Origin of the sequence: Psychrobacter sp. H8-1, from assembly GCF_904846575.1 — a bacterium.
GTDB classification, from domain to species: Bacteria; Pseudomonadota; Gammaproteobacteria; order Pseudomonadales; family Moraxellaceae; genus Psychrobacter; species Psychrobacter fulvigenes.
The window spans coordinates 2,599,609-2,619,269 of the sequence record NZ_CAJHBG010000001.1; the positions used below are offsets into that span (position 1 = coordinate 2,599,609).

Here is a 19,661-nt window from a genome sequence, read left to right on the forward strand (position 1 = left end):
ATCCTAACTCGTTTGTGCACTGATTTTTTGCCATGCTAACAGCCGCTTTATCGCATTTTTATCGCATTAATACCTAGTCAACGGCTTAAAAACGCTCGTCAATGCTATCTAAATGATCATCTTCGTTCGATAGCTTAAAGCCCGTTACAGACTCTTGTAGCGCAGCAGCCATCTCGCTCAACTCACCGACAGAGCGCGCTGTCGCCATAGTACCTGATGATGTCTGTGAGGTAATATCTTGAATGATGTTCATGGTATTCGAAATATGACTGGCAGACTTGGCCTGTTGCTGCGCGGCATCAGAGATGTTTTGAATCAAGTCGGCCAAGGTGTTTGAGACACTTTGTACTTCCTCTAGCGCTTCACCAGCATCTTTTGCTAAGCGCGCCCCGCGCACTACTTCAGAGGTGGTTGATTCCATCGACATGACCGCTTCGCTGGTATCTGCCTGAATGGTTTTGACTAGGGTTTCAATCTGCTTGGTGGCGTTGGCTGAACGCTCAGCCAGACGCTGAACCTCATCAGCAACGACCGCAAAACCACGCCCAGCTTCACCGGCCATCGAAGCCTGAATGGCAGCGTTTAATGCCAAGACGTTGGTCTGATCGGCAATGTCATTAATCAAGCTTACGATATCACCAATCTCTTGCGATGATTCACCCAAGCGCTTGATTCGTTTTGAGGTTTCTTGAATCTGATCACGAATAACGTTCATACCTTCAATGGAGCGCTGTACTACTTCCGCGCCATTATAAGCAATAGCAACTGAGCGCTGCGCAACGCCTGCAGATTCCGTAGCGTTGGTCGATACTTGGTCAATAGACACCGCCATCTCATTAATAGCAGTAGAAACACCAGCAATCTCTTGAGCCTGATGCTCAGAAGCCTCAGCGAGCTCAACAGCACTCATCTGAGTCTGTTCAGAGGACTGAGAAACGCGGTCAGCAGTACTGTTAATAACCAATACCAACTGACGCAATTGGTCAATCGCGAAGTTTACCGAGTCAGCAATCGCACCAGTAAAGTCTTCTGATACCGTGGCGTTAACCGTCAAGTCACCTTCAGCCAAATCGCCAAGCTCATCAAGTAGGCGCAAAATCGCCATCTGATTACGCTCGTTTTCTTCTTGGATTTGACGGGCGCGCTCAGACTCCGTTTCTGCTTCTTGTCGGCGCCGTAGGGTTTCTTTTTCGATTAATAAGCGCTCAGCACCGCCGCGATTTTTAAATAGCTGCGTTAGGGTCAGTAGAATACCAAGCAAGCCGATCAAGAACAGAATGGCTGCCCATATTATGCCACTATGGGTCAAAACATCACGCTCAACTTCACTTAAGTAGTTACTTACCGTTGCTATTGAGTTGATTGCCCAAATCAAAGAGGCCACACTCACTAAGGCAAAAACTCCTAATAGAATCTTCCACTTATTTTTAGAATCCTCAGTACCTGAGATGTTTTGACTGGCGCCAGCTACAGGGCTTTTTGTAACATCACTCATCGTGCTTATTCCTTCCAAACGGTCGTTTAAGTCGTATCATGACTGGCTTTGCTAATTATTATTAGCCAATAAAAGACATCTCTCGGCCATCAAATTTCTTTTTTGTGGGTGTAGACACTTTAATGTGCTATTTCAGTCATTCCTGCTTTGCTTTACCTGCATCAAAACAGATAACAAGCCATACTTATATAAGTTGTTTCAATTTACATAGCGGCATCAATATAGCGTGGATCTTTGGCCAACAAGCTTGGCATAAAGACGAACCAGTCTTGTTGGTCTTTGACAAACTTGCCATGATTATAAGGGGCAAATGGTGAGTCACTATCAAGGGTTTCAGCGCGATATTGATTACGCGTGAACTGCTCAATACCAATCACCTTATCTACTACTAAACCTGAAAACACAGTGCTATTATCAATAATCAAAACTTTACGTTGTTTCTTTTGATGACGATTAGGTAGATGTAAAAACTGCGGTAAATCTGTTAAAGGCAATAAGCGTCCACGTATGTTTGCTAGACCTAACAACCAAGGCTCCACCATAGGCATACTGGTATATTCAGGCATATTTAACACCTCAGATACCTCTCCCATTGGTGCAACCAAACGCTGGTCACCAACCTCAAAAACCACCCCTCGCCAGTCATACCCTTTACCACTTTGGAGACCTGTACTACGAGTTTTGGCTAAGTCGGCTAAACGTAAAAGCTCAATAAATCCTTTAGAGGCCACAAGTTACTCCGTTACCGAACGAATAATGCGCATCAGCTCAGATTCATCAACCGGCTTGGTAAGATATTCTTTCGCGCCTTGACGCTTACCCCACACACGATCAGTTTCTTGGTTTTTGGTACTGATCATTACGACTGGAATATGAGCCGTTGTTTTACCACGAGTAATTTTGCGTGTCGCTTGAAAACCATTCATTTCAGGCATCACCACGTCCATCAAAATTACGTCTGGCAAATGTTCAGCTGCCATCGCGCAGCCTTGCTCACCATTAACTGCTTCCAATACTTGAAAGTTGTTTTTTGCAAGCATGTCACGAAATTTCGCCATTTCAGATGGCGAATCGTCAATGACTAATACAGTTGTCATGGGTATTTCCTTTGTATTTGATGATATCCGCTAGGATATTATTATTAGAGACAATAAAATGACGTCTTTTACTCTCATGCTAAGCACTTATTAGCGTCTCAAAAGCATCGTCGCTTCCTATTGCCTATTTGCTTATCTTGTCACTGCTTATCTACATCTATTTTTATTCTTAGTTTACTGTGCCAAAATTTGACAGCTACGAGCGATACTGGTTAATCGCATCAAAAAGTTCATCTTTACTAAAAGGTTTGGTCAGATACTCATCAGAACCGACAATACGGCCACGTGCCTTATCAAACAACCCATCTTTTGATGACAGCATAATGACGGGCTTGTCAGCATAATCAGGATTGTTTTTGATCAATGCACAAGTCTGATAGCCATCGAGACGCGGCATCATGATATCGACAAAGATAATATCTGGATTGTTATCAACGATTTTTGCTAACGCGTCAAAACCATCGATAGCCGTGACAACTTCACAGCCTACTTTTTGTAATAAGGTCTCCGCGGTACGGCGAATGGTCTTTGAATCATCGATGACCATGACCTTCAACCCTTCAAAATTATTTTCCATTATCATTGTCCTATGAACGACTGTTTATTCTTAATACAACTATCATCAGCTGTATTCTGCATTGATTTGCTTTGGTTCCTATTGATAAGCGCTTGTATAAGATAGTTACTTTGTTATAGCAAAAACTCATATCTTAGGAAGTCGCCTAGTCAAAATATATGCACTATCCGTGCCAATGAATATCCTTAAAAGGACAATTGTCATAAATTGCAGTAATCATGAGCTACTATACCCACTTTGTTACTGACTCGCATCATTTGGTTAATACTATCTATAAACGCAGCGTTCACAGTCTATGGGTTTGCGGTCTGATAAATACTATTTTTACAGTCTTATACTTTTTTGTAACGTGTATGTATCAATTAAGTATTCAGCCCTCGTTCTATCATAGTTCTACTGAGTTTTCTAGTGACCTAAATCTTCCCTATCTCCAATAACGGTCATAAGTCACTCATGTTGAAAGACAAATAGAAGACTATTATCCCAAGATGATAATACCCATATAATAATGTCAACATAACAATGCCAATATAGAAATGCCAAGATTATAATGCTTAGTTATCGCACCTTGTTGCTATTGTCTATATAATAAAATAACGTTTATGATGATGGCCGATAATGACAACTATGAGACTTTCTAAATACTCTAAATATAGTACTTTTTTGCTAGCGGCTTTATTGGTCAGTGCTTGTCAGCCACCCTCACCTAGCGATAATCAACAGCTTTCTCAAGACAGTGAGCAGGCAAACTCGCCTATAACTATTGATGCTGACAGTGTCACCATGTCATCAGACTATATACTGAATATCAAACCTTCACGCTATCAGCCCAGTCTTGGATTGCAAGGCACCATTGAGCCAAACCAGCAGTCGCGATTTGTCACCACTCGTGATGTCAGCGTACAAAAAATACTGGTCAAAGAAGGTCAATGGGTAGAGGATGGCGCGCCTTTACTACTCTTACAGCAACATGAACGTGTAGGAAGCAATAAGACCACGCCTTCAGACTCAGAGGCTAAGCCTGAGCAGCCAACAGCAACTAAAAAAAGCTCAGCAGAGCAAGTGTCTGATGACATAAAAGAGAGTAAGAAAGAAAGTAAACAAGAAAGCAAAGCAAATGATAGTAGCGCGAGCAGCGCTGATGGTAAGCTCAATGAGACAGCCACCGATGAATCAAAAACCAATGACAATACCAATAACACTCCTGTGCCTGAAACATCGAATAACGCTAGCATAGCAATTGATGCTAATGTAGATAACAATAAATCTACTGATGCACAGGATCAGGATATAGCCAGCTCACAACAGTCAACACAGCCGCCTATTGTAGTGTATGCTAGTTTTTCAGGGCGCGTGGACACGCTATATGTGGAGAACATGCAACAGGTTGCTGCTGGCAAACCTTTGCTACGCTTAAGCAATGATAAAGACTTACGCTTTACCGCCACCTTACCTATGCAAGCCGAGTCTCAGCTTTCGGTCGGTCAGACAGTCAACTTCACTGCTAAAGATGTTTCAGAAACTTTTACAGGTCAAGTTAGCAAGCTGAGCACGAGTCAGCAGCAGCCAGATGAATTGATGGTCTCTGTGAGTGTGGTCAAAAACGAGGCCAGCCGCGATAAGCTAAAGCTAGGCATGCAAGTCATAGGCCGCGTCGATTATGGGCAAATCGCTGTCGGTAATATCGTTCCGGAACAAGCGATTCAAGATGTGGATCTATCCTCTCTGAAGACTCCTCCTTATCAGCCACTGACACCCTTGACTGCCAATGTTTGGATCATCAAACAAAATCAGCGTCTGACGCGTCAGCCGATAGATGTTATTAAATATGACCCTAGTACGGGCAAATACCTCATTGCAGGCATCAGCAATGACAGCCTGATTTGCTTGGCAGATCTACCAATAGAGTCTGTTGGTAAAAAAGTAGTCATCTCATGATAGACAATATAAACTACAGATCAGGGCATTAGGACAAAGCAGGGAGCGCACTGTAGTATAGGCGCCTTTCTATCACCGTTTAGCTATTAATCAGCAAGTTGTTACATTCTGTAGAAACATTAACAAAGGGCGTCTTGTTTGGTAACGTCTATATTAGGCAAAATAGACACAGTAACGCTATTAACATTAATGATATTAATAGCTGTAATAGATAGTGATAATAGCAATAATGCATAATTGTCACGGTCACTCTCAATGACTGCTTGATAAAACTGATCGCTTGATAAAACGTATGCTCAACCAACAATAACAATCATTATAACCATTACTAGAGGACATTTTATGAGTAAGCAAATCCTATTGATTGAAGATGATCCAGATTTGGCTGAATTGATCAGCGATTATTTGACGATGAATTATTATGATGTTCATCACGCTGGGCTTGGCCAAGAAGGTCTTGATATCTTAGACACCAAAGAGCGTGATATTGATTTAGTCGTGCTAGATTTGATGCTGCCTGATATGGATGGCATGCAAGTCTGCCAAAAAATACGCGGCAATAAAAGCAATATGACCAATAAAGTCCCCATCATCATGTTGACTGCCAAAGGGGATACGACAGATCGCGTATTGGGTTTAGAGATGGGCGCGGATGATTATATTGCCAAGCCATTCGAACCCCGTGAGCTTTTGGCACGTATTCGTGCCGTTATTCGTCGCCATGAGCAGCCAAACCAAGCAGACAGCCAATCCGATAGCCTGACATTTGGACGCTTAAGTGTTTTTCCTGACAGTCATGAAGTAACCATCGACGATCAGCCTGTACGCCTGACTACCCATCAGTTCCAATTGCTGCACTACTTTGCCACGCATGCAGGCAAGGTGCTCAATCGTGAGCAGTTGTGGCAGGCCATGCCCAATGACGATAGCTCTGATAACATCGATCGAGCCATTGATGTGCATATCTCTCGCTTGCGCGCACTTATTGAAGATAACCCTCGTCAACCTAAGCGTATCATCACGGTGCGCGGTGTTGGTTATCAGTTCGCAACCGATCAAGTTTAATCACGACAGACTAAGCTTGTTTAATCGCCACGGTATTTATACTGTTAATGGCGGTTAACAGGTTTAGTCACTTTTAAGTATTTATTACTAGAGATTAATGCATGCAACAACTGGGTTTTCGCTCCGTTTTCGCTAAGCTATTTGCCAGTGTCATGCTGGCTCTTATCTTATTTGCGATAGCTATGGTGCTATTGACGCAGCTGGTTCATGATAAAGATGCAGGCATACGCTCTGAGGTAGTCGCCACTCAAATCCTAGGGCAGATTGATCCTTTTTTGCAAGAGCTCAACGTCGCTGTCAGTAAAGACAATCGACTACAAGCGCGTTTTATGTTGGCAGTGGTCAAAAAAAGCTTTGATATTTTTGATGAGTCATTACAGGCCAAAATGGGCTTGTATGACAATACAGGGCGTCTGCTCATGCAGACAGACAATAGTGACTTACCATTAGAGTTGCCTGACACCCCTTCTTTATTAACTCGTATTTTTCCTTCTTTTTCAGATGCACCTGCTATCCAGCAAGCACAAGTCTATAGCAGTACTGGCTATACCCTACTCTATGAGTCACGCTTAACCCCTAAGAAACCCGCTTTGTCTGCCGCTCTAAACTTATTCACTGGCACCCTGCTGCTGCTCATCATCATGGCAGGCGTCTTGTGGTGGATTGCCCGCTCAATGACATGGCGCATCAACCAGATGAGTCAGCAGATGATACAACTGGGTGATGGTGATTTTACGGTACGTGTCAATAGTCGCGGTAATGACGAGATTGCATCTCTTGCGCGTGGCTTTAACCAAGCGGCACAAAAGATAGAACACCTTATCAATGCCAACAACTTGCTCTTAGCTCACGCCTCACATGAGTTACGCACGCCCATCACACGTATTCGTTTACAGATTGAAATGATGGACATGCTCGCAAGTGCCATGCCAATAGATACCAAAGCTAAGTTCGATAAACGCGCGCAAGCCATCAATCGTGACTTGTCAGGACTGAACGATTTGGTTGAAAGTATCTTATTGGTCAGTCGCTTAGATGCAGGTCACGTGATGCAGCAGGTCGAACGCGTTGATCTTTATGACCTTATCAACCAAGAACGGCAGCATTATCCAGAAGCGACATTAATTGGTGAGCACATTGTGATTGACGGCCAGCCAGCCATGCTGACCCATTTGATTCGCAATTTACTCAATAATGCTATGCTCCATGGTGTACCGCCAGTCACCATCTTACTTTATGGTGTGCAAACCATGGATAAGGCAGATACCGTGCCTGATTATCTGTTGCAATCGATCATGGACAACAGCTTCGCGGATTATAATACCTTGAGCGATGAGGAACCAAGACCTGATGTGGCGAGCACCAAGCTCTTAAACGACTATGCTGACAGTCTCTCTGACGAGCAGGCTGATCAAGATACGGCAACTGACACCTCAGATTCAGCAGATATCTTGTCAGCGCCCATTATTTACCGAAATGGCGAGACGCTTGCTCTTCCTGATGAGGAAGATAGCCTGCACGAGACAGCTACCGAGTGCACCGATAACGAACGTCCTGTGGCTGATCCTAATAAAAATGAAAAACAAAAAAATGCGGTTGATTCAGAAGCCTCACTCAGTGACGCCTTGCCTACTGATGCGTCTAATAACGCAGTTGAAAAAACGAACGAAGTTTCTGGCTCATTAAAAACCAGCGCTTCTTTACTCAATGATAAATCACTCATCAATCATTATAGTAAATTTACCACAGAGATAGCGGACAAAATCAAACAGGCTATTTGGAGTATCGTCCCTAATACTGCACAGCAACAAAAAGCCGATAGTACAAGCGATGAACCCAAAGCTAGCAAGGTAATTAACGCTAAACCTGTGGCCAATGATGTGATCCATGAAAGTGCTGCGACAGATGAAAGCGAAACTGCCAACGTCCCTCGTAAAGAAAGTTTGTTTTCCAAGCACCTAAAAAAATCCAAGTCAGAGCCGACACGACCTTTACCCAAGTATGCGGTACTCGCTGTCATCGATGAAGGCGCAGGCATTCCTGAAGACAAACGTGAAGAGATCTTTAGCCCGTTTGTACGTTTGCAACAAAAAAACAAAGGCTCAGGGCTTGGCTTATCCTTAGTATCGCAAATCATTACTGCGCATCAGGGACATATCATCACTGATACCATCAACGGTCACACTCGGTTTTTAGTCGTCATACCAGTAAAACACGACCCTCACCATAGCTATCAAAACGAGCGGGACTAGCCCTATATAACTGCTCTTAAGTAGACTCCTGTTTTTTATCATTTTAGCCAATACCCTCTCAACACTTAACCTACCTCGCTATTTAATTTGACTTATGGCTATATTGTCATAAGTTGGTCACGGATGTGCATATCCAAAGCCTTGTATAATATGCTATATTAACGCCCCTTATTACATTGTTAATGATAGCAGCCATCAACTCAGCGCTGTCACTTGCAATAGCCTTTACCGCTTTGAAACCATTATGGATCTGTATAGAGTTCAGCTATCCGCAGTCTCAATAGTTGAACGCGATACAAACCCTAACTCTATTAAATTTTGAGCATTCCATGAGTGACATGATCGTCCTAAATGATGTGACCAAGCGCTTTTTAAGCGACCGATCGATAAAAGACAAAAACGGCAAGCCGCATTGGTTTACTGCTGTTGAGCCGACGTCGTTATCTGTAAAGCAAGGTGAGATATTTGGCCTGATGGGTTATTCAGGGGCAGGAAAATCCACCTTACTGCGTTTAATCAATTTGCTTGAGCGCCCAGATAGCGGTCAAGTCATCATCGATGGCGTGGACTTAACCAAATTATCAGCCAGTGAGTTGCGTGTCGCTCGTCACAATATTGGTATGATTTTTCAGCAGTTCAACTTGATGTCGAACCGTACGGTCTTTGACAATGTCGCGTTTAACTTAACCGTTGCAGGTTATCCAAGCCGCGATATTTATAAGCGTGTGATGGACTGTCTTGCCATTGTGGATTTGACAGATCGTGCTGGTCACTATCCAGCGCAGTTGTCAGGTGGTCAAAAACAGCGTGTCGGTATTGCGCGTGCTATTGCGCCAAGCCCAAAAGTCTTATTGGCTGATGAACCAACCAGCGCACTTGACCCTGCAACGACACGTAGCCTACTGACTTGTTTGCGTGATATTAATGAGCAACTTGGTGTGACTATTGTCATTGTTACTCATGAGATGAGCGTCATTCGCAGACTGTGTGACCGTGCCGCACTATTGCACGAAGGCCAGTTACTTGAAGTGGCAGATGTCCGAGATGGGCTGATTCAGGCCACTACCCCGATAGGCCAAGGCCTAGTTTACGAAGATTAGAGAGACGAAGACTAATGAGGCAAGAGAAATAGATATGTTGACCGGTGCTGAATTATCCGCTTCGATTGATAAGCTGCTTGCGCTACGTAAAGAGATTTGGCAAGCGACTTTCGATACCTTTTTGATGTTAGGCATCTCCACTACGGCAGCCATCGTTATTGGCGGCTTGTTTGGGATATTTTTGTTTTTATCCAGCGATCGGCAGTTTTTGCAAAATAAAGGGCTATATGCCATTTTGGGTGGTATCACCAACTTTATGCGCGCCTTTCCATTTGTGATTTTGATGATTGCCATGAGTCCTTTTACCAAAGCCATTGTCGGCACAGGTATTGGCCCTATCGCCGCCTCTTTGGTACTAGCGATTGCAGGCTCATTCTACTTTGCGCGTTTGGTCGAACAAAACCTACGCGAAGTACCACGCGGTATCATAGAAGCGACTGAGTCAATGGGCGCTCGTCCCTTTACGATTATTAAGGTATTGCTTAATGAAGCACGTTCGGGACTGGTACTATCGGTCACCATCCTCTGCATTAGCTTGCTGTCATTTTCAGCAGCGGCTGGCATGATTGGCGGTGGTGGTCTGGGTGATTTAGCGATTCGTTATGGCTATTACCGTTATCAAACCGAGGTCATGATCTTCATTGTTATCATGTTATCGGTCATGGTTATTTCTATACAGGCAGGTGGCAACTGGTTAGCAACGCGCTTAGATAAACGCTGAGTGCTTGCTACTACACGCTTACTATGAATAAAATTCAGCGTTTGATGGGGATTATTCATAAGTAAAATGCTTGATTTTGTCTTAGAAACCATATAACTTTGTTAACATTCTAGCAACCTAATATATATGCAATCTGTGCAGCAACATTACTATTTATAATGTTGCTTTTTTAATGGCTATGTATTACAAGCATTGAACCAATCACTTTTTATTTATTATTCTTAAGGGAATTTCATGAAATTAACAGACATCAGCCGTCAGTTGGCAACCGCATTTGCCGCTGTTGGTGTATCAAGCCTAGTTTTAGTTGGCTGTAACAACTCATCTGCTCCAGAAGCCACCAAAGAAACACCAGCGACGACAGAGACAGCGGAAACGAGCGCTAGCGATATCGATCCTGAGCATAGCAAAATCATCATCGGTACTACCGAAGGCGACTTTGCAGACATGGTGCGTAACCAAGTCAAAGGATCGCTTGAAGCACAAGGCTATGAAGTTGAATTGGTTGCCTTTACTGATTATGTCCGTCCTAATCTTGCTTTAGCCGAAGGTGATTTGGACATCAATATCTTTCAGCACAAGCCTTACCTTGATACTTTCAAGACTGAAAACAATCTTGATTTGGTCGAAGTATTCCAAGTACCAACAGCGCCACTCGGGATCTATACTGGCAAAAAAACCTCTCTTGATGACGCTTATAAAGGCATGAGTGTCTCAGCGCCTAACGATCCAAGTAACTTTGCTCGTGCCTTGGTCATGATGGACGATCTTGGCTGGATTACCCTAAAAGACGACATTAACCCACTCACCGCTGCAAAAACGGACATCGCTGATAACAGCAAGTACGATATCAAAATCGTTGAGCTAGAAGCTGCCCAGTTACCACGCGCCCGTGACGAAGTAGACTTTGCCGTTATTAATGGCAACTATGCTACTGACGCTGGTATTGTATTGACAGATGCATTATTCCAAGAGCCAAGCTTCGCTTATGTGAACTGGTCAGCGGTTAAATCTGCTGATGTCGGCAAAAAATGGGTACAAGATGTGACGGCAGCTTATAACTCGGATGAGTTCAAGAAGTACGCTCATGACACCTTCCCAGGTTATAAATATCCAAAAATCTGGAACACAGCTGACCAAGCAGAAACCGTTACTGCGACTGCTGGTACAGCGACCGCTGAAGGTACCGTTGCTGCAGCTGCTGAATAAGCTTTAAGTGTTGTGTACTGATAATAGTAAAACGCCCACTACCGATAAGTAATGGGCGTTTTTTATGGCCTGCATTTTATAGTTATTTATCAAACACAGTTATTTGGTTTTTCTAAACAGATCCAGTTCAATCTCATAACTGGGTTCAGGTTTTTTGAATAGATACTTGCCATTACGGATTGATGCCAATACGTCGGCACGTTGGCGCACCGCTTCAAATGGACTATCGGCATCCAACACCAAAAAGTTGGCTGCATGTCCGACTTCTAAACCGTATTCCTCTTCGATATTCAAGGTTTTCGCACCGTTAAAGGTGATGAAGTCAAGACAGACATCAAGCTGCGGCAATGACATGGTTTGTGCCAAGTGAATACCATTGTCTAGAATATTCATCATGTTACCGTTACCGGCTGGATACCAAGGGTCACTGATAGAATCCTGACCAAAGCTGACGTTGATACCACTCTCCCAAAACTCCTTGACGCGAGTCAGTCCGCGGCGCTTAGGATAGGTATCTTGACGACCTTGTAAATAAGCGTTCTCAGTAGGTAGCGCAATGAAGTTCATGCCTGACTGCTCAAACAGACCCATCATGCGAAACGCATAGGCATCATCTGCTGAGCCAAATGAGCAAGTATGGCTAGCAGCGGTACGCGCACCGATACCTTCAATCATCACCAAGGCATTTAGCAGCTGCACGTGGCGACTCATCGGATCGTCAGTTTCATCACAATGCACGTCGATGAGCTTGTCATATTTAAGCGCAAGCTCAACCGTCTTACGCACAGAATCTTGACCGAATTCATACGCCCATTCAAAATGTGGAATACCTCCGACGCAATCCGCGCCCATCTTCAGTGCCTCTTCCATTAACTCAACTGCGCCTTTATAGGCGTACATACCCTCTTGCGGAAAAGCCACAATCTGAATAGTGACGTTATCCTTCAACTCTTCGCGCAGCTCAAGCATCGCTTTAAGTCCTGTCAGATCAGGATCGCAGACATCAATATGGGTACGAATATATTGCACGCCTTTGGAGACTTCTTCTTGAATACCTTTTAGCATCCGCGCTTTGGCATCTGCAAAGGTTTGCGTTTTTTTGACATCATGCCAGCGCGCGATACCTTCAAATAGCGTACCTGAGGCGTTCTTGGCATCATCGCCGCCGCCCGTATAGACATAATCAAGATGTAAATGCGAGTCCACATAAGGTGGTACGATTAGACGGCCTTTTAAATCAATCTCCTCCTCGGCAGCAGGCAAGTTTTTACCGATCTGCTCGATAACATCATCCTTAACCAAAATTTCATTGGCATCACTATTGCGGTAGATATTGGCATTGGTAAATTTAATCATTAAAAACTCCTATTTTTATTTAGTCAGTGATTAGGACGTGTCGTAAACCATAATGGTGTCTAAAGCTTTGTTTGATAAGCCTGTCTGACGTTACAGCCTGTTTGTCCTTTGTAGGAAACCGTCACTCGCTCTTTCGCTTTGTGCTGAATTTTTTTATAGTGACTAGGTGACATAGTCGTCCTATTGGACTAGATTTTACTATTACTACTATGAACCATGGTTTATAAGTTTTTGACTCCAAGTGAATCATACACTGTATAAAAAACGATGGGTCAAACGGCTACAAGACCGCATATAAAAAGGATAATTATATGAGCACTAAAAACTATAACACTCGCACTGCTGGACAAGCCAAAATTCCAGTGCTTGGATTAGGTACATGGCGATCGAAGGGACAAGACTGTATTGATATCGTTAGCCAAGCGTTAAAAATGGGCTATGAGCACATTGATACTGCTCAAGCGTATAGTAACGAAGTTGAGGTCGGTAAAGGTATCAAGCAATCAGGTGTGGCGCGTGATAAGTTATTCTTGACCACCAAAATATTCCCTGACGATATGAAGTTTGAGCCGGAGAAATTAAAAGCAGCTGCCAAACGCTCACTGGAAAATCTAGATACCGATTATGTTGATTTATTGCTGCTACATTGGCCTGATGACCGCGTTCCCTTATCCAAAACCATTCCTGCGTTGTGTGAGTTGCAAAAGCAAGGATTGACACGTCATATTGGCGTCTCTAACTTTAATATCGCCAATATCATTGAAGCAAAGAAATATGCTGATGTCCCTATCGTCGTCAACCAAGTTGAGTTTCATCCGTTCATTAAGCAAAACACCTTGCAGACTTTTTTGCATAATCATCATATTTTACTAGAGGCTTACTCGCCGCTTGCTCATGGTGATGTATTTAATAATGACGTAATCAAAGAGATCGCTGACAAGCATGGGGTGACGCCAGCACAAGTATCATTGGCTTGGATTCTATCCGACAAAGATCGTATCGCTATTCCAAAGACCTCTAACCCTAATCATTTGCAAGGTAATTTAGATGCCATCAAAGTGCAATTGAGCGCAGATGAGTTAGCCAAGATTGACCGTCTAGCCCGCTCTGATGGCCGTCAGATTGAACATCCTGATTATAAGCCTGAATGGGATGACTAAATGCTTGCAAGAAAATAAACTTTCATAAGCTCAGCATTTTTATAAAAAAAGCCATCGATTATATCGATGGCTTTTTGCTTTCAAGCAGAAGAAATATATGCTGGCTACTGCTGTAGCGTTTCAGTCTCACGTATCGGCTCAGCGGGATTGTACTGCTCAGAAGCGGGAATGGCACCGCTACGATTATGCTCTTTCAGCGATTTTGCAACTTCTGGTGGCATATAGTTTTCATCATGCTTCGCCAATACCTCACCTGCGACAAAGGTTTCGCCTTGCATTTTTCCTGTCGCTACGACGCCTGAGTTTTCGGCAAACAAATCGGGCAAAATACCCTGATAGGTCACTGGAACCGTTGAAGCAAAGTCAGTAATCGCAAACTCGACACTCAAAGGATCACTGACTGAGCGCTGCACACTGCCCGCTACTACCATACCACCAGCACGAATACGTTTGTCTTGTGGCGCTTCACCTTGTGCAATGGCGGTCGCATCAAAATAGTAGTCCGTTTGTTGCCCAATGGCATAAACGACTAATACCACAGCGATCGCTGCGCCTGCAAGCGTAAACATAACCCACATCAATTTTTTGCGACGAACTGCGTTCATACCACTACCTCATGAATGAGTGACTACTGTACAAATAAAGGAAATTTTGAATAAAAAAAAGGATCTAAAAGCATCGCCATCAAATCCCGTTGATAATAGTTATATAGTAGCATTTTTTGGACAATTCAATACCCTTATTTATTGATATTAAAGTCATTTTATGAAGGTCGATGCTTATTTACAGATTTAGGAGTCTTAGAGGTACGCTGTGCTTGTCTTGCTTGTTGAATGGCCAGCTGACGAATCAACGCCTGTCTTTGTCGGCGACTATACAAAATAAAAATGAACATCAAACCTACGGTAATTCCCCAGCACGACCAGACAAAAACACCATGCTTACCCATGGCGATAAATTCCGATAAGCTATAAAAATAGGGCTGCACAATTTTCTCCTAGGTATTTTTATCATTTAAACTTAACTTTATGATGCAGTATTATCTATAAATAATAACTTGGGTATTATTTGGGTGTTACTTGTTTTTTTCACGGACGAACTCTTTGACCCAAGCTTTGCCTTGATCGCGATACAAAATAAGCGTATTGGTACGATAAATCGCCAATGTCCCAACCAACAAATAGCTGCCTATGGTCATAAGTAACAGCGGCATCCACATATCTGCTGACATTTTTGGCGCAGCGGTCAAGGTAAAAGTCGATCCTTGGTGCAAGGTATTCCACCATTGTACAGAATACTTAATAATGGGCAGATTCACTGCGCCGACCACTGATAAGATAGCAGCCGCTTTTCCGCGATTGGCAGTATGTTCAAAGGCGGCAAATAGCGCCATCACCCCTGCATACAAAAACGCCAAAATCAGCATCGACGTCAGGCGTGCATCCCAAACCCAGTACGTGCCCCACGTTGGTTTTGCCCAAATAGAGCCTGTCAGCAGACTAATGACACACAATAAAAAGCCCAAAGGAGCAAGTGCTTGCGCTACCAAACTGGCAGTCTTAATCTTCCAAACTAAAAAGATAACGCCTAGCACGGCAAGGGCAAAATAAATAGAAATAGCCAGACTGGCTGCTGGCACATGGATAAAAATAATGCGATAGCTATTGCCTTGTAGGTAGTCAGGTGGCGCAAACGCCAATCCCCAAACACTACCAATCACAAGACAGATACTGGCTAATATCGCTAACCACTTAACCCAAGGCGCAAAAATACGAAAAAACTGCTTGGTACCCACAGTGGTCAAGAATACTTGCCAAATGCGCTGCCACAAACTAGGAGATGAGACATTTTTCATATTGGGCATGGAATCAACCTATTGCACAGCATATCGGTTATGACAGATAAACTCAGCTGGTATTGCCGTACGCATTAAGCAACTACCTTATAAGCTATTATCTGTGAACCTGCTGGCGTTAAATATGGGATAGAATCTATAAACTACCATTATAGCAAAGTTGCCAGTTTTAACCACGCTGTTGATTTAAAGGACAACTATAGTTAATACACTTTAAAAATGTTATAGCGCTACTGAATCTATAACAGTTTTATTTTTAATTAACTATATCGAATATATAAAACTGACATTTTAATTCAGCCATGCCATCTTTAGAGTCTGAGCAATTACCCATGGCATGAGCAACACAGACATGATACTACCTGCCAATAACAAGGCTAAAATAGGCAGCCCATTCAGGCCGGTCGCAAACAAATCAACCGCGCCCGTGGCAAAAATCAACACTGGCAATTGCATCGGCAGCGCAATCAAGGGGACCAATACCGCGCCGTTTTTTAAGGACAAGGTCAAACTACTGGCAATCGCCGACAACATTAGCAGCATAGGACTACCAGCCACGATAGAAGCCATCAAAATCCCAGCTTCAAACCAGCTGAGCTGAAACAGTGGCACAGCAAGCAAACTGAGTACCGCCACAATACCACTGCTAAATATCCAATGAATGGCTAAGCGTATCAATACCCAAAGCGGTATAGAGGCTTTTGCCACTACCAGCTGTGCCAGCGTGCCGTTATCCAGTGCCGGCTTAAACAAACCATCAACACCCATCACCAGTGACAATAATGCGGCAATCCACACTGCCGATACGGCAAGACGTTGCAGCAACTGCGGCTCGCTGCCCACTGCTAACGGAAATAAAGTGATGATCATTAAGAACAATACCAGAGGATACAGCCACTGTACTGCCCCTTGCTGTTTGACTTGCCATTCACGGCGCCACAGCTGACCAAAGCGAATACCACGTATGGCAGCGACGTCAGATTTTTTGGGAGTATTCACTACTGGTTGCATTTTGCTCTGTGTCATTATGCGCCCCTTATACCATATAATCTGACAAATCGAGCACTTGGTTGGCGACGGCCACTGGCTGATGGCTGGTCATTAATATCGCACCACCAGCATCAGCAAACTCACGCAGCCTGTCCTCCATCCGCGCAACCATATCCACATCAAGCGCGGTAAAGGGTTCATCAAGTAGCCATAACGGGGTGACTTGTGGCGTCAATAAATATAAGCGTGCCAGCGTAATTCTGCGCGTTTGCCCAGCCGACAAGTGGTTTGAGCTCAGCGTTTCAAACCCTTGCAGCCCTACCCATGCCAACGCCTCATCAATATCAGCCCCAGTTGGCGTGATGCCATATAAATTTAACAAAAAGCTTAGATTTTGCGCGACGGTTAAGCTTGAATGGATACCCAACTGGTGGGAGACATATAACGGCTGTATTGGTAGTCCTGCCGCCCCTTGATAACCAACCTCCCCTGTCAATATCGGTAATAGCCCCGCAAGCTGCATGAGCAATGTCGTTTTACCTGTGCCATTCGCACCGACTAAATGGCAGATGCTACCAGCAGATAGAGTGAGCGTAACCCCTTCACACAAGGGTATCTCCCCGCGCTGAACGGTCAGCTCATCAAAGGTAAGTAAGGGTGAATGCAGTGCTGTCATCAAAACCTCTTATTATTTATCAAGCAGCAATAAATATTCACCACAAACCCTAACGGCGTTCATGGCATAATACCCTATGCTCACTATAGTGATTCAAATATAAAACTGCTACAAGAAAGACGAGCGAAAATAGTACACCCAGTACATTAAGCAAGTCTGACGCCGTAACAGTTTCGTAGTTGGTTCACTACAACCACACAGTATAACAAATTGTCGATTACTATGACCTCAAAACCTATGCAAACTGAAAAACATACCCAAAACTTAGCCATTCAATCAACTGACGCTGCTAGTAACCAAAACCAAGCTAGCATAACCATAGACCGCTTAATCGATGCCCAAGTTGCGTTCGTGCAGCAGTGGTTACGCGATCAAGCGCAGCCACTGACGATAGAGGCTTGGCAATGGTTAGGCGAACAGCCGTTGAACAAATATCTAAACGCCGATGATTTAAAGCACCTCATCAACAACTGGATACTCGCCCAACCGATGAGCGACGTCATGCGCACTGATATTCGCGATATCTTGCACACGTTGATTTATCACCCAGCCAATGACAACGTACCCCTGTCTGATCTGATCGATGATACACAGGTTGAGACCCTTGCTACTTATGTTGGCAATTATGAGCAGCAGCGTAACATTCTCATTAGTACGCTGATTGGTAACAATACTTTCGCTGATTTACTGACCCAAACGCTTTATCACGCTATTAATGATTTTATGGAAACCACCTTAGACAAAGCTGGGGGCGTCGGCAAACTGATGAAGATGGGGCGTAGCTCTTTTGAAAAGGCGACCAACAGAAATCTTGATGAAAAACTGCAAATGTATTTGCATCGCAATATCAAAGACTTGGCTCGACGAGCAGAGGCCAATGCCCAAGCACACTTATCAAATGAAGAAGTCACGCGCCTGCTGGTAACAGGTTGGGTACGTGTTAAAGATCAACCCATCAGTCGTGTGCAAGACTATTTACGTGATGATCCTGAGCACAGCAGTATTGAGCACCTCGAAACCAGTTTGCAGCAAAGCTATAACCGCTTGCGAATCTCTCCTTATTTGCAGAGCTTGGTTGCAGCAGCAGTAGATACTTGGTATGCCAATCATCAGTCTGACTCTATCGCTGTCTTGGCGACTAGCCTTAATATTGATGAAGCTGCAATGACATCGTTTAGTTCTGCGCTGATGCCTATCGTTAATGATGCACTTGAAAGTGACTGGTTCACGACACATATCAAAGAGATGCTACAGGCTTTTTACGAGCAGCCAAGCATCAAAGAGAGTCTTACGTTCAACTGACCTAAATTATTAATAGTTAGTATCAAATCTATGAGTCACAGCAATAAACTCAGCTTATGGCAAAAAATCAAACAGCTATTGACTGCATCCGCATCGCAGTCTAAAGCTTCGCTAGACGTGCCTCAGCATTCATCAACCACAGAGGTTGATGAGGCGGCTTCGGATACTCATAGTGTCAATAACAAAAGTACAGTCGAAAAAACTTTAGACAAAACAACGACTGCAGAAAATAAAAAAAGCGCACAAGATGATGAATCGCAAACAAGCCATTCAGAGCCCGGCAGTAATGATGACCTGCCCATTATCAATCGATTAAAAGAGTACTTAAACAATAAGCAGTGGCACTATACTTATTACTCTCCAAGAAAAAACGATAGCCAACAATCGCATCATCTATCACTACGAATGCGCAATAAACAAATTGATTGTGGCTATTTGTTTCGAGTACAAGAAGGCAACAACCTGCTCGCGGTCTATGGTATTTTGCCCTTCTTAATACCTGAGAGCCATCAAAGCGCTGCTATGCTACTCATTACCCAAATCAACTATGACATGCTGATTGGTAATTTGGAGATGGATATCAGCGACGGTGAGATTCGCTATAAAAACGCCATTGACGTCGAAGCCGTTGGTCTCGACGATCATATTATTGAGCATCTATTACAAACAGTGATTGCAATGACTACCGTAAGCTATGAGTTATTCAGTGACTTAATGAATACGCCAGAGCCTAGTGAAAATATGGCGACCTTACTCAGTGAGCTGCGTCAGCAGGAGGATGCTCGAACCTTCTTTTTACCAACGCAGTATGTGCAGTGAAGTATTGGTAAGAAACCATTTATAAATAGAGCTACCGTTACCTTAACCC

At 43.7% G+C, this 19,661-nt stretch carries 18 protein-coding genes and 1 pseudogene; 9 read left to right on the forward strand and 10 right to left on the reverse strand.

The genetic code is table 11. The annotated features are described in order from the left end of the window. Positions 1–85: 85 nt before the first annotated feature. From JMY01_RS10705 to pilG, 4 genes and pseudogenes are all read right to left on the reverse strand, one after another. Positions 86–1,123: pseudogene (locus JMY01_RS10705) on the reverse strand (methyl-accepting chemotaxis protein); the annotation flags it as partial. A gap of 575 nt (positions 1,124–1,698) precedes the next feature. After that, entirely contained in the window at positions 1,699–2,226 is a 528-nt protein-coding gene (locus tag JMY01_RS10710; RefSeq protein WP_201575656.1) for a chemotaxis protein CheW, read from the reverse strand. Positions 2,227–2,229: 3 nt separating this feature from the next. Further along, positions 2,230–2,592, reverse strand: coding sequence for a PleD family two-component system response regulator (locus JMY01_RS10715; protein ID WP_201575657.1), 363 nt, complete (start codon positions 2,590–2,592; stop codon positions 2,230–2,232). A gap of 196 nt (positions 2,593–2,788) precedes the next feature. Next, complete coding sequence (pilG, locus tag JMY01_RS10720) at positions 2,789–3,169, reverse strand: twitching motility response regulator PilG (protein ID WP_201575658.1); 381 nt, start codon at positions 3,167–3,169, stop codon at positions 2,789–2,791. A gap of 627 nt (positions 3,170–3,796) precedes the next feature. Between pilG and JMY01_RS10725 the strand changes: the two genes are divergently transcribed. From JMY01_RS10725 to JMY01_RS10750, 6 genes are all read left to right on the forward strand, one after another. Then, entirely contained in the window at positions 3,797–5,107 is a 1,311-nt protein-coding gene (locus JMY01_RS10725) for an HlyD family efflux transporter periplasmic adaptor subunit (protein ID WP_201575660.1), read from the forward strand. A 342-nt stretch (positions 5,108–5,449) separates the two neighbouring features. After that, positions 5,450–6,172: a response regulator transcription factor gene (locus JMY01_RS10730; protein WP_201575662.1), complete on the forward strand. Its 723-nt coding sequence runs from the start codon at positions 5,450–5,452 to the stop codon at positions 6,170–6,172. Between the two features lie 101 nt (positions 6,173–6,273). After that, entirely contained in the window at positions 6,274–8,424 is a 2,151-nt protein-coding gene (locus JMY01_RS10735) for a sensor histidine kinase (protein WP_201575664.1), read from the forward strand. Positions 8,425–8,753: 329 nt separating this feature from the next. Beyond that, a complete protein-coding gene (locus tag JMY01_RS10740; RefSeq protein WP_201575666.1) occupies positions 8,754–9,524 on the forward strand; it encodes a methionine ABC transporter ATP-binding protein in 771 nt (256 codons plus the stop codon). A 34-nt stretch (positions 9,525–9,558) separates the two neighbouring features. Further along, positions 9,559–10,245, forward strand: a complete 687-nt coding sequence (locus tag JMY01_RS10745; RefSeq protein WP_201575668.1) for a methionine ABC transporter permease — start codon at positions 9,559–9,561, stop codon at positions 10,243–10,245. A gap of 234 nt (positions 10,246–10,479) precedes the next feature. Further along, complete coding sequence (locus JMY01_RS10750; protein WP_201575670.1) at positions 10,480–11,454, forward strand: MetQ/NlpA family ABC transporter substrate-binding protein; 975 nt, start codon at positions 10,480–10,482, stop codon at positions 11,452–11,454. A 99-nt stretch (positions 11,455–11,553) separates the two neighbouring features. Here the strand turns inward: JMY01_RS10750 and JMY01_RS10755 are convergent, their stop codons facing one another. Continuing rightward, the gene (locus JMY01_RS10755; protein ID WP_201575672.1) at positions 11,554–12,810 is read right to left on the reverse strand and encodes an amidohydrolase family protein; all 1,257 of its coding nucleotides are present in this window, start codon (positions 12,808–12,810) and stop codon (positions 11,554–11,556) included. Between the two features lie 311 nt (positions 12,811–13,121). On the opposite strand from JMY01_RS10755, the gene JMY01_RS10760 reads away from it, so the two are divergent. Beyond that, positions 13,122–13,970 (forward strand): aldo/keto reductase, encoded by an 849-nt coding sequence (locus tag JMY01_RS10760; RefSeq protein ID WP_201575674.1) that lies wholly within the window; start codon positions 13,122–13,124, stop codon positions 13,968–13,970. A 104-nt stretch (positions 13,971–14,074) separates the two neighbouring features. Here JMY01_RS10760 and ccmE read toward each other — a convergent pair whose 3' ends face one another. From ccmE to ccmA, 5 genes are all read right to left on the reverse strand, one after another. Further along, positions 14,075–14,575, reverse strand: coding sequence for a cytochrome c maturation protein CcmE (ccmE, locus tag JMY01_RS10765; protein WP_201575676.1), 501 nt, complete (start codon positions 14,573–14,575; stop codon positions 14,075–14,077). A gap of 158 nt (positions 14,576–14,733) precedes the next feature. Further along, positions 14,734–14,958 (reverse strand): heme exporter protein CcmD, encoded by a 225-nt coding sequence (gene ccmD, locus JMY01_RS10770; protein WP_201575678.1) that lies wholly within the window; start codon positions 14,956–14,958, stop codon positions 14,734–14,736. A gap of 87 nt (positions 14,959–15,045) precedes the next feature. Further along, positions 15,046–15,834 carry a heme ABC transporter permease CcmC gene (gene ccmC / locus JMY01_RS10775; protein ID WP_201575680.1) on the reverse strand — a complete coding sequence of 263 codons (789 nt, stop codon included), beginning with the start codon at positions 15,832–15,834 and terminating at the stop codon, positions 15,046–15,048. Between the two features lie 282 nt (positions 15,835–16,116). After that, complete coding sequence (locus JMY01_RS10780; RefSeq protein WP_374220374.1) at positions 16,117–16,836, reverse strand: heme exporter protein CcmB; 720 nt, start codon at positions 16,834–16,836, stop codon at positions 16,117–16,119. Positions 16,837–16,861: 25 nt separating this feature from the next. Further along, on the reverse strand, positions 16,862–17,491 hold the full coding sequence (gene ccmA, locus JMY01_RS10785; protein WP_201575682.1) for a heme ABC exporter ATP-binding protein CcmA: 630 nt from the start codon (positions 17,489–17,491) through the stop codon (positions 16,862–16,864). Between the two features lie 237 nt (positions 17,492–17,728). Here ccmA and JMY01_RS10790 point away from each other — a divergent pair, with 237 nt between their 5' ends. After that, positions 17,729–18,793 carry a hypothetical protein gene (locus JMY01_RS10790; protein WP_227677869.1) on the forward strand — a complete coding sequence of 355 codons (1,065 nt, stop codon included), beginning with the start codon at positions 17,729–17,731 and terminating at the stop codon, positions 18,791–18,793. 30 nt (positions 18,794–18,823) lie between these two features. After that, positions 18,824–19,612: a YbjN domain-containing protein gene (locus tag JMY01_RS10795; protein WP_201575684.1), complete on the forward strand. Its 789-nt coding sequence runs from the start codon at positions 18,824–18,826 to the stop codon at positions 19,610–19,612. The last annotated feature ends 49 nt before the right edge of the window (positions 19,613–19,661 follow it).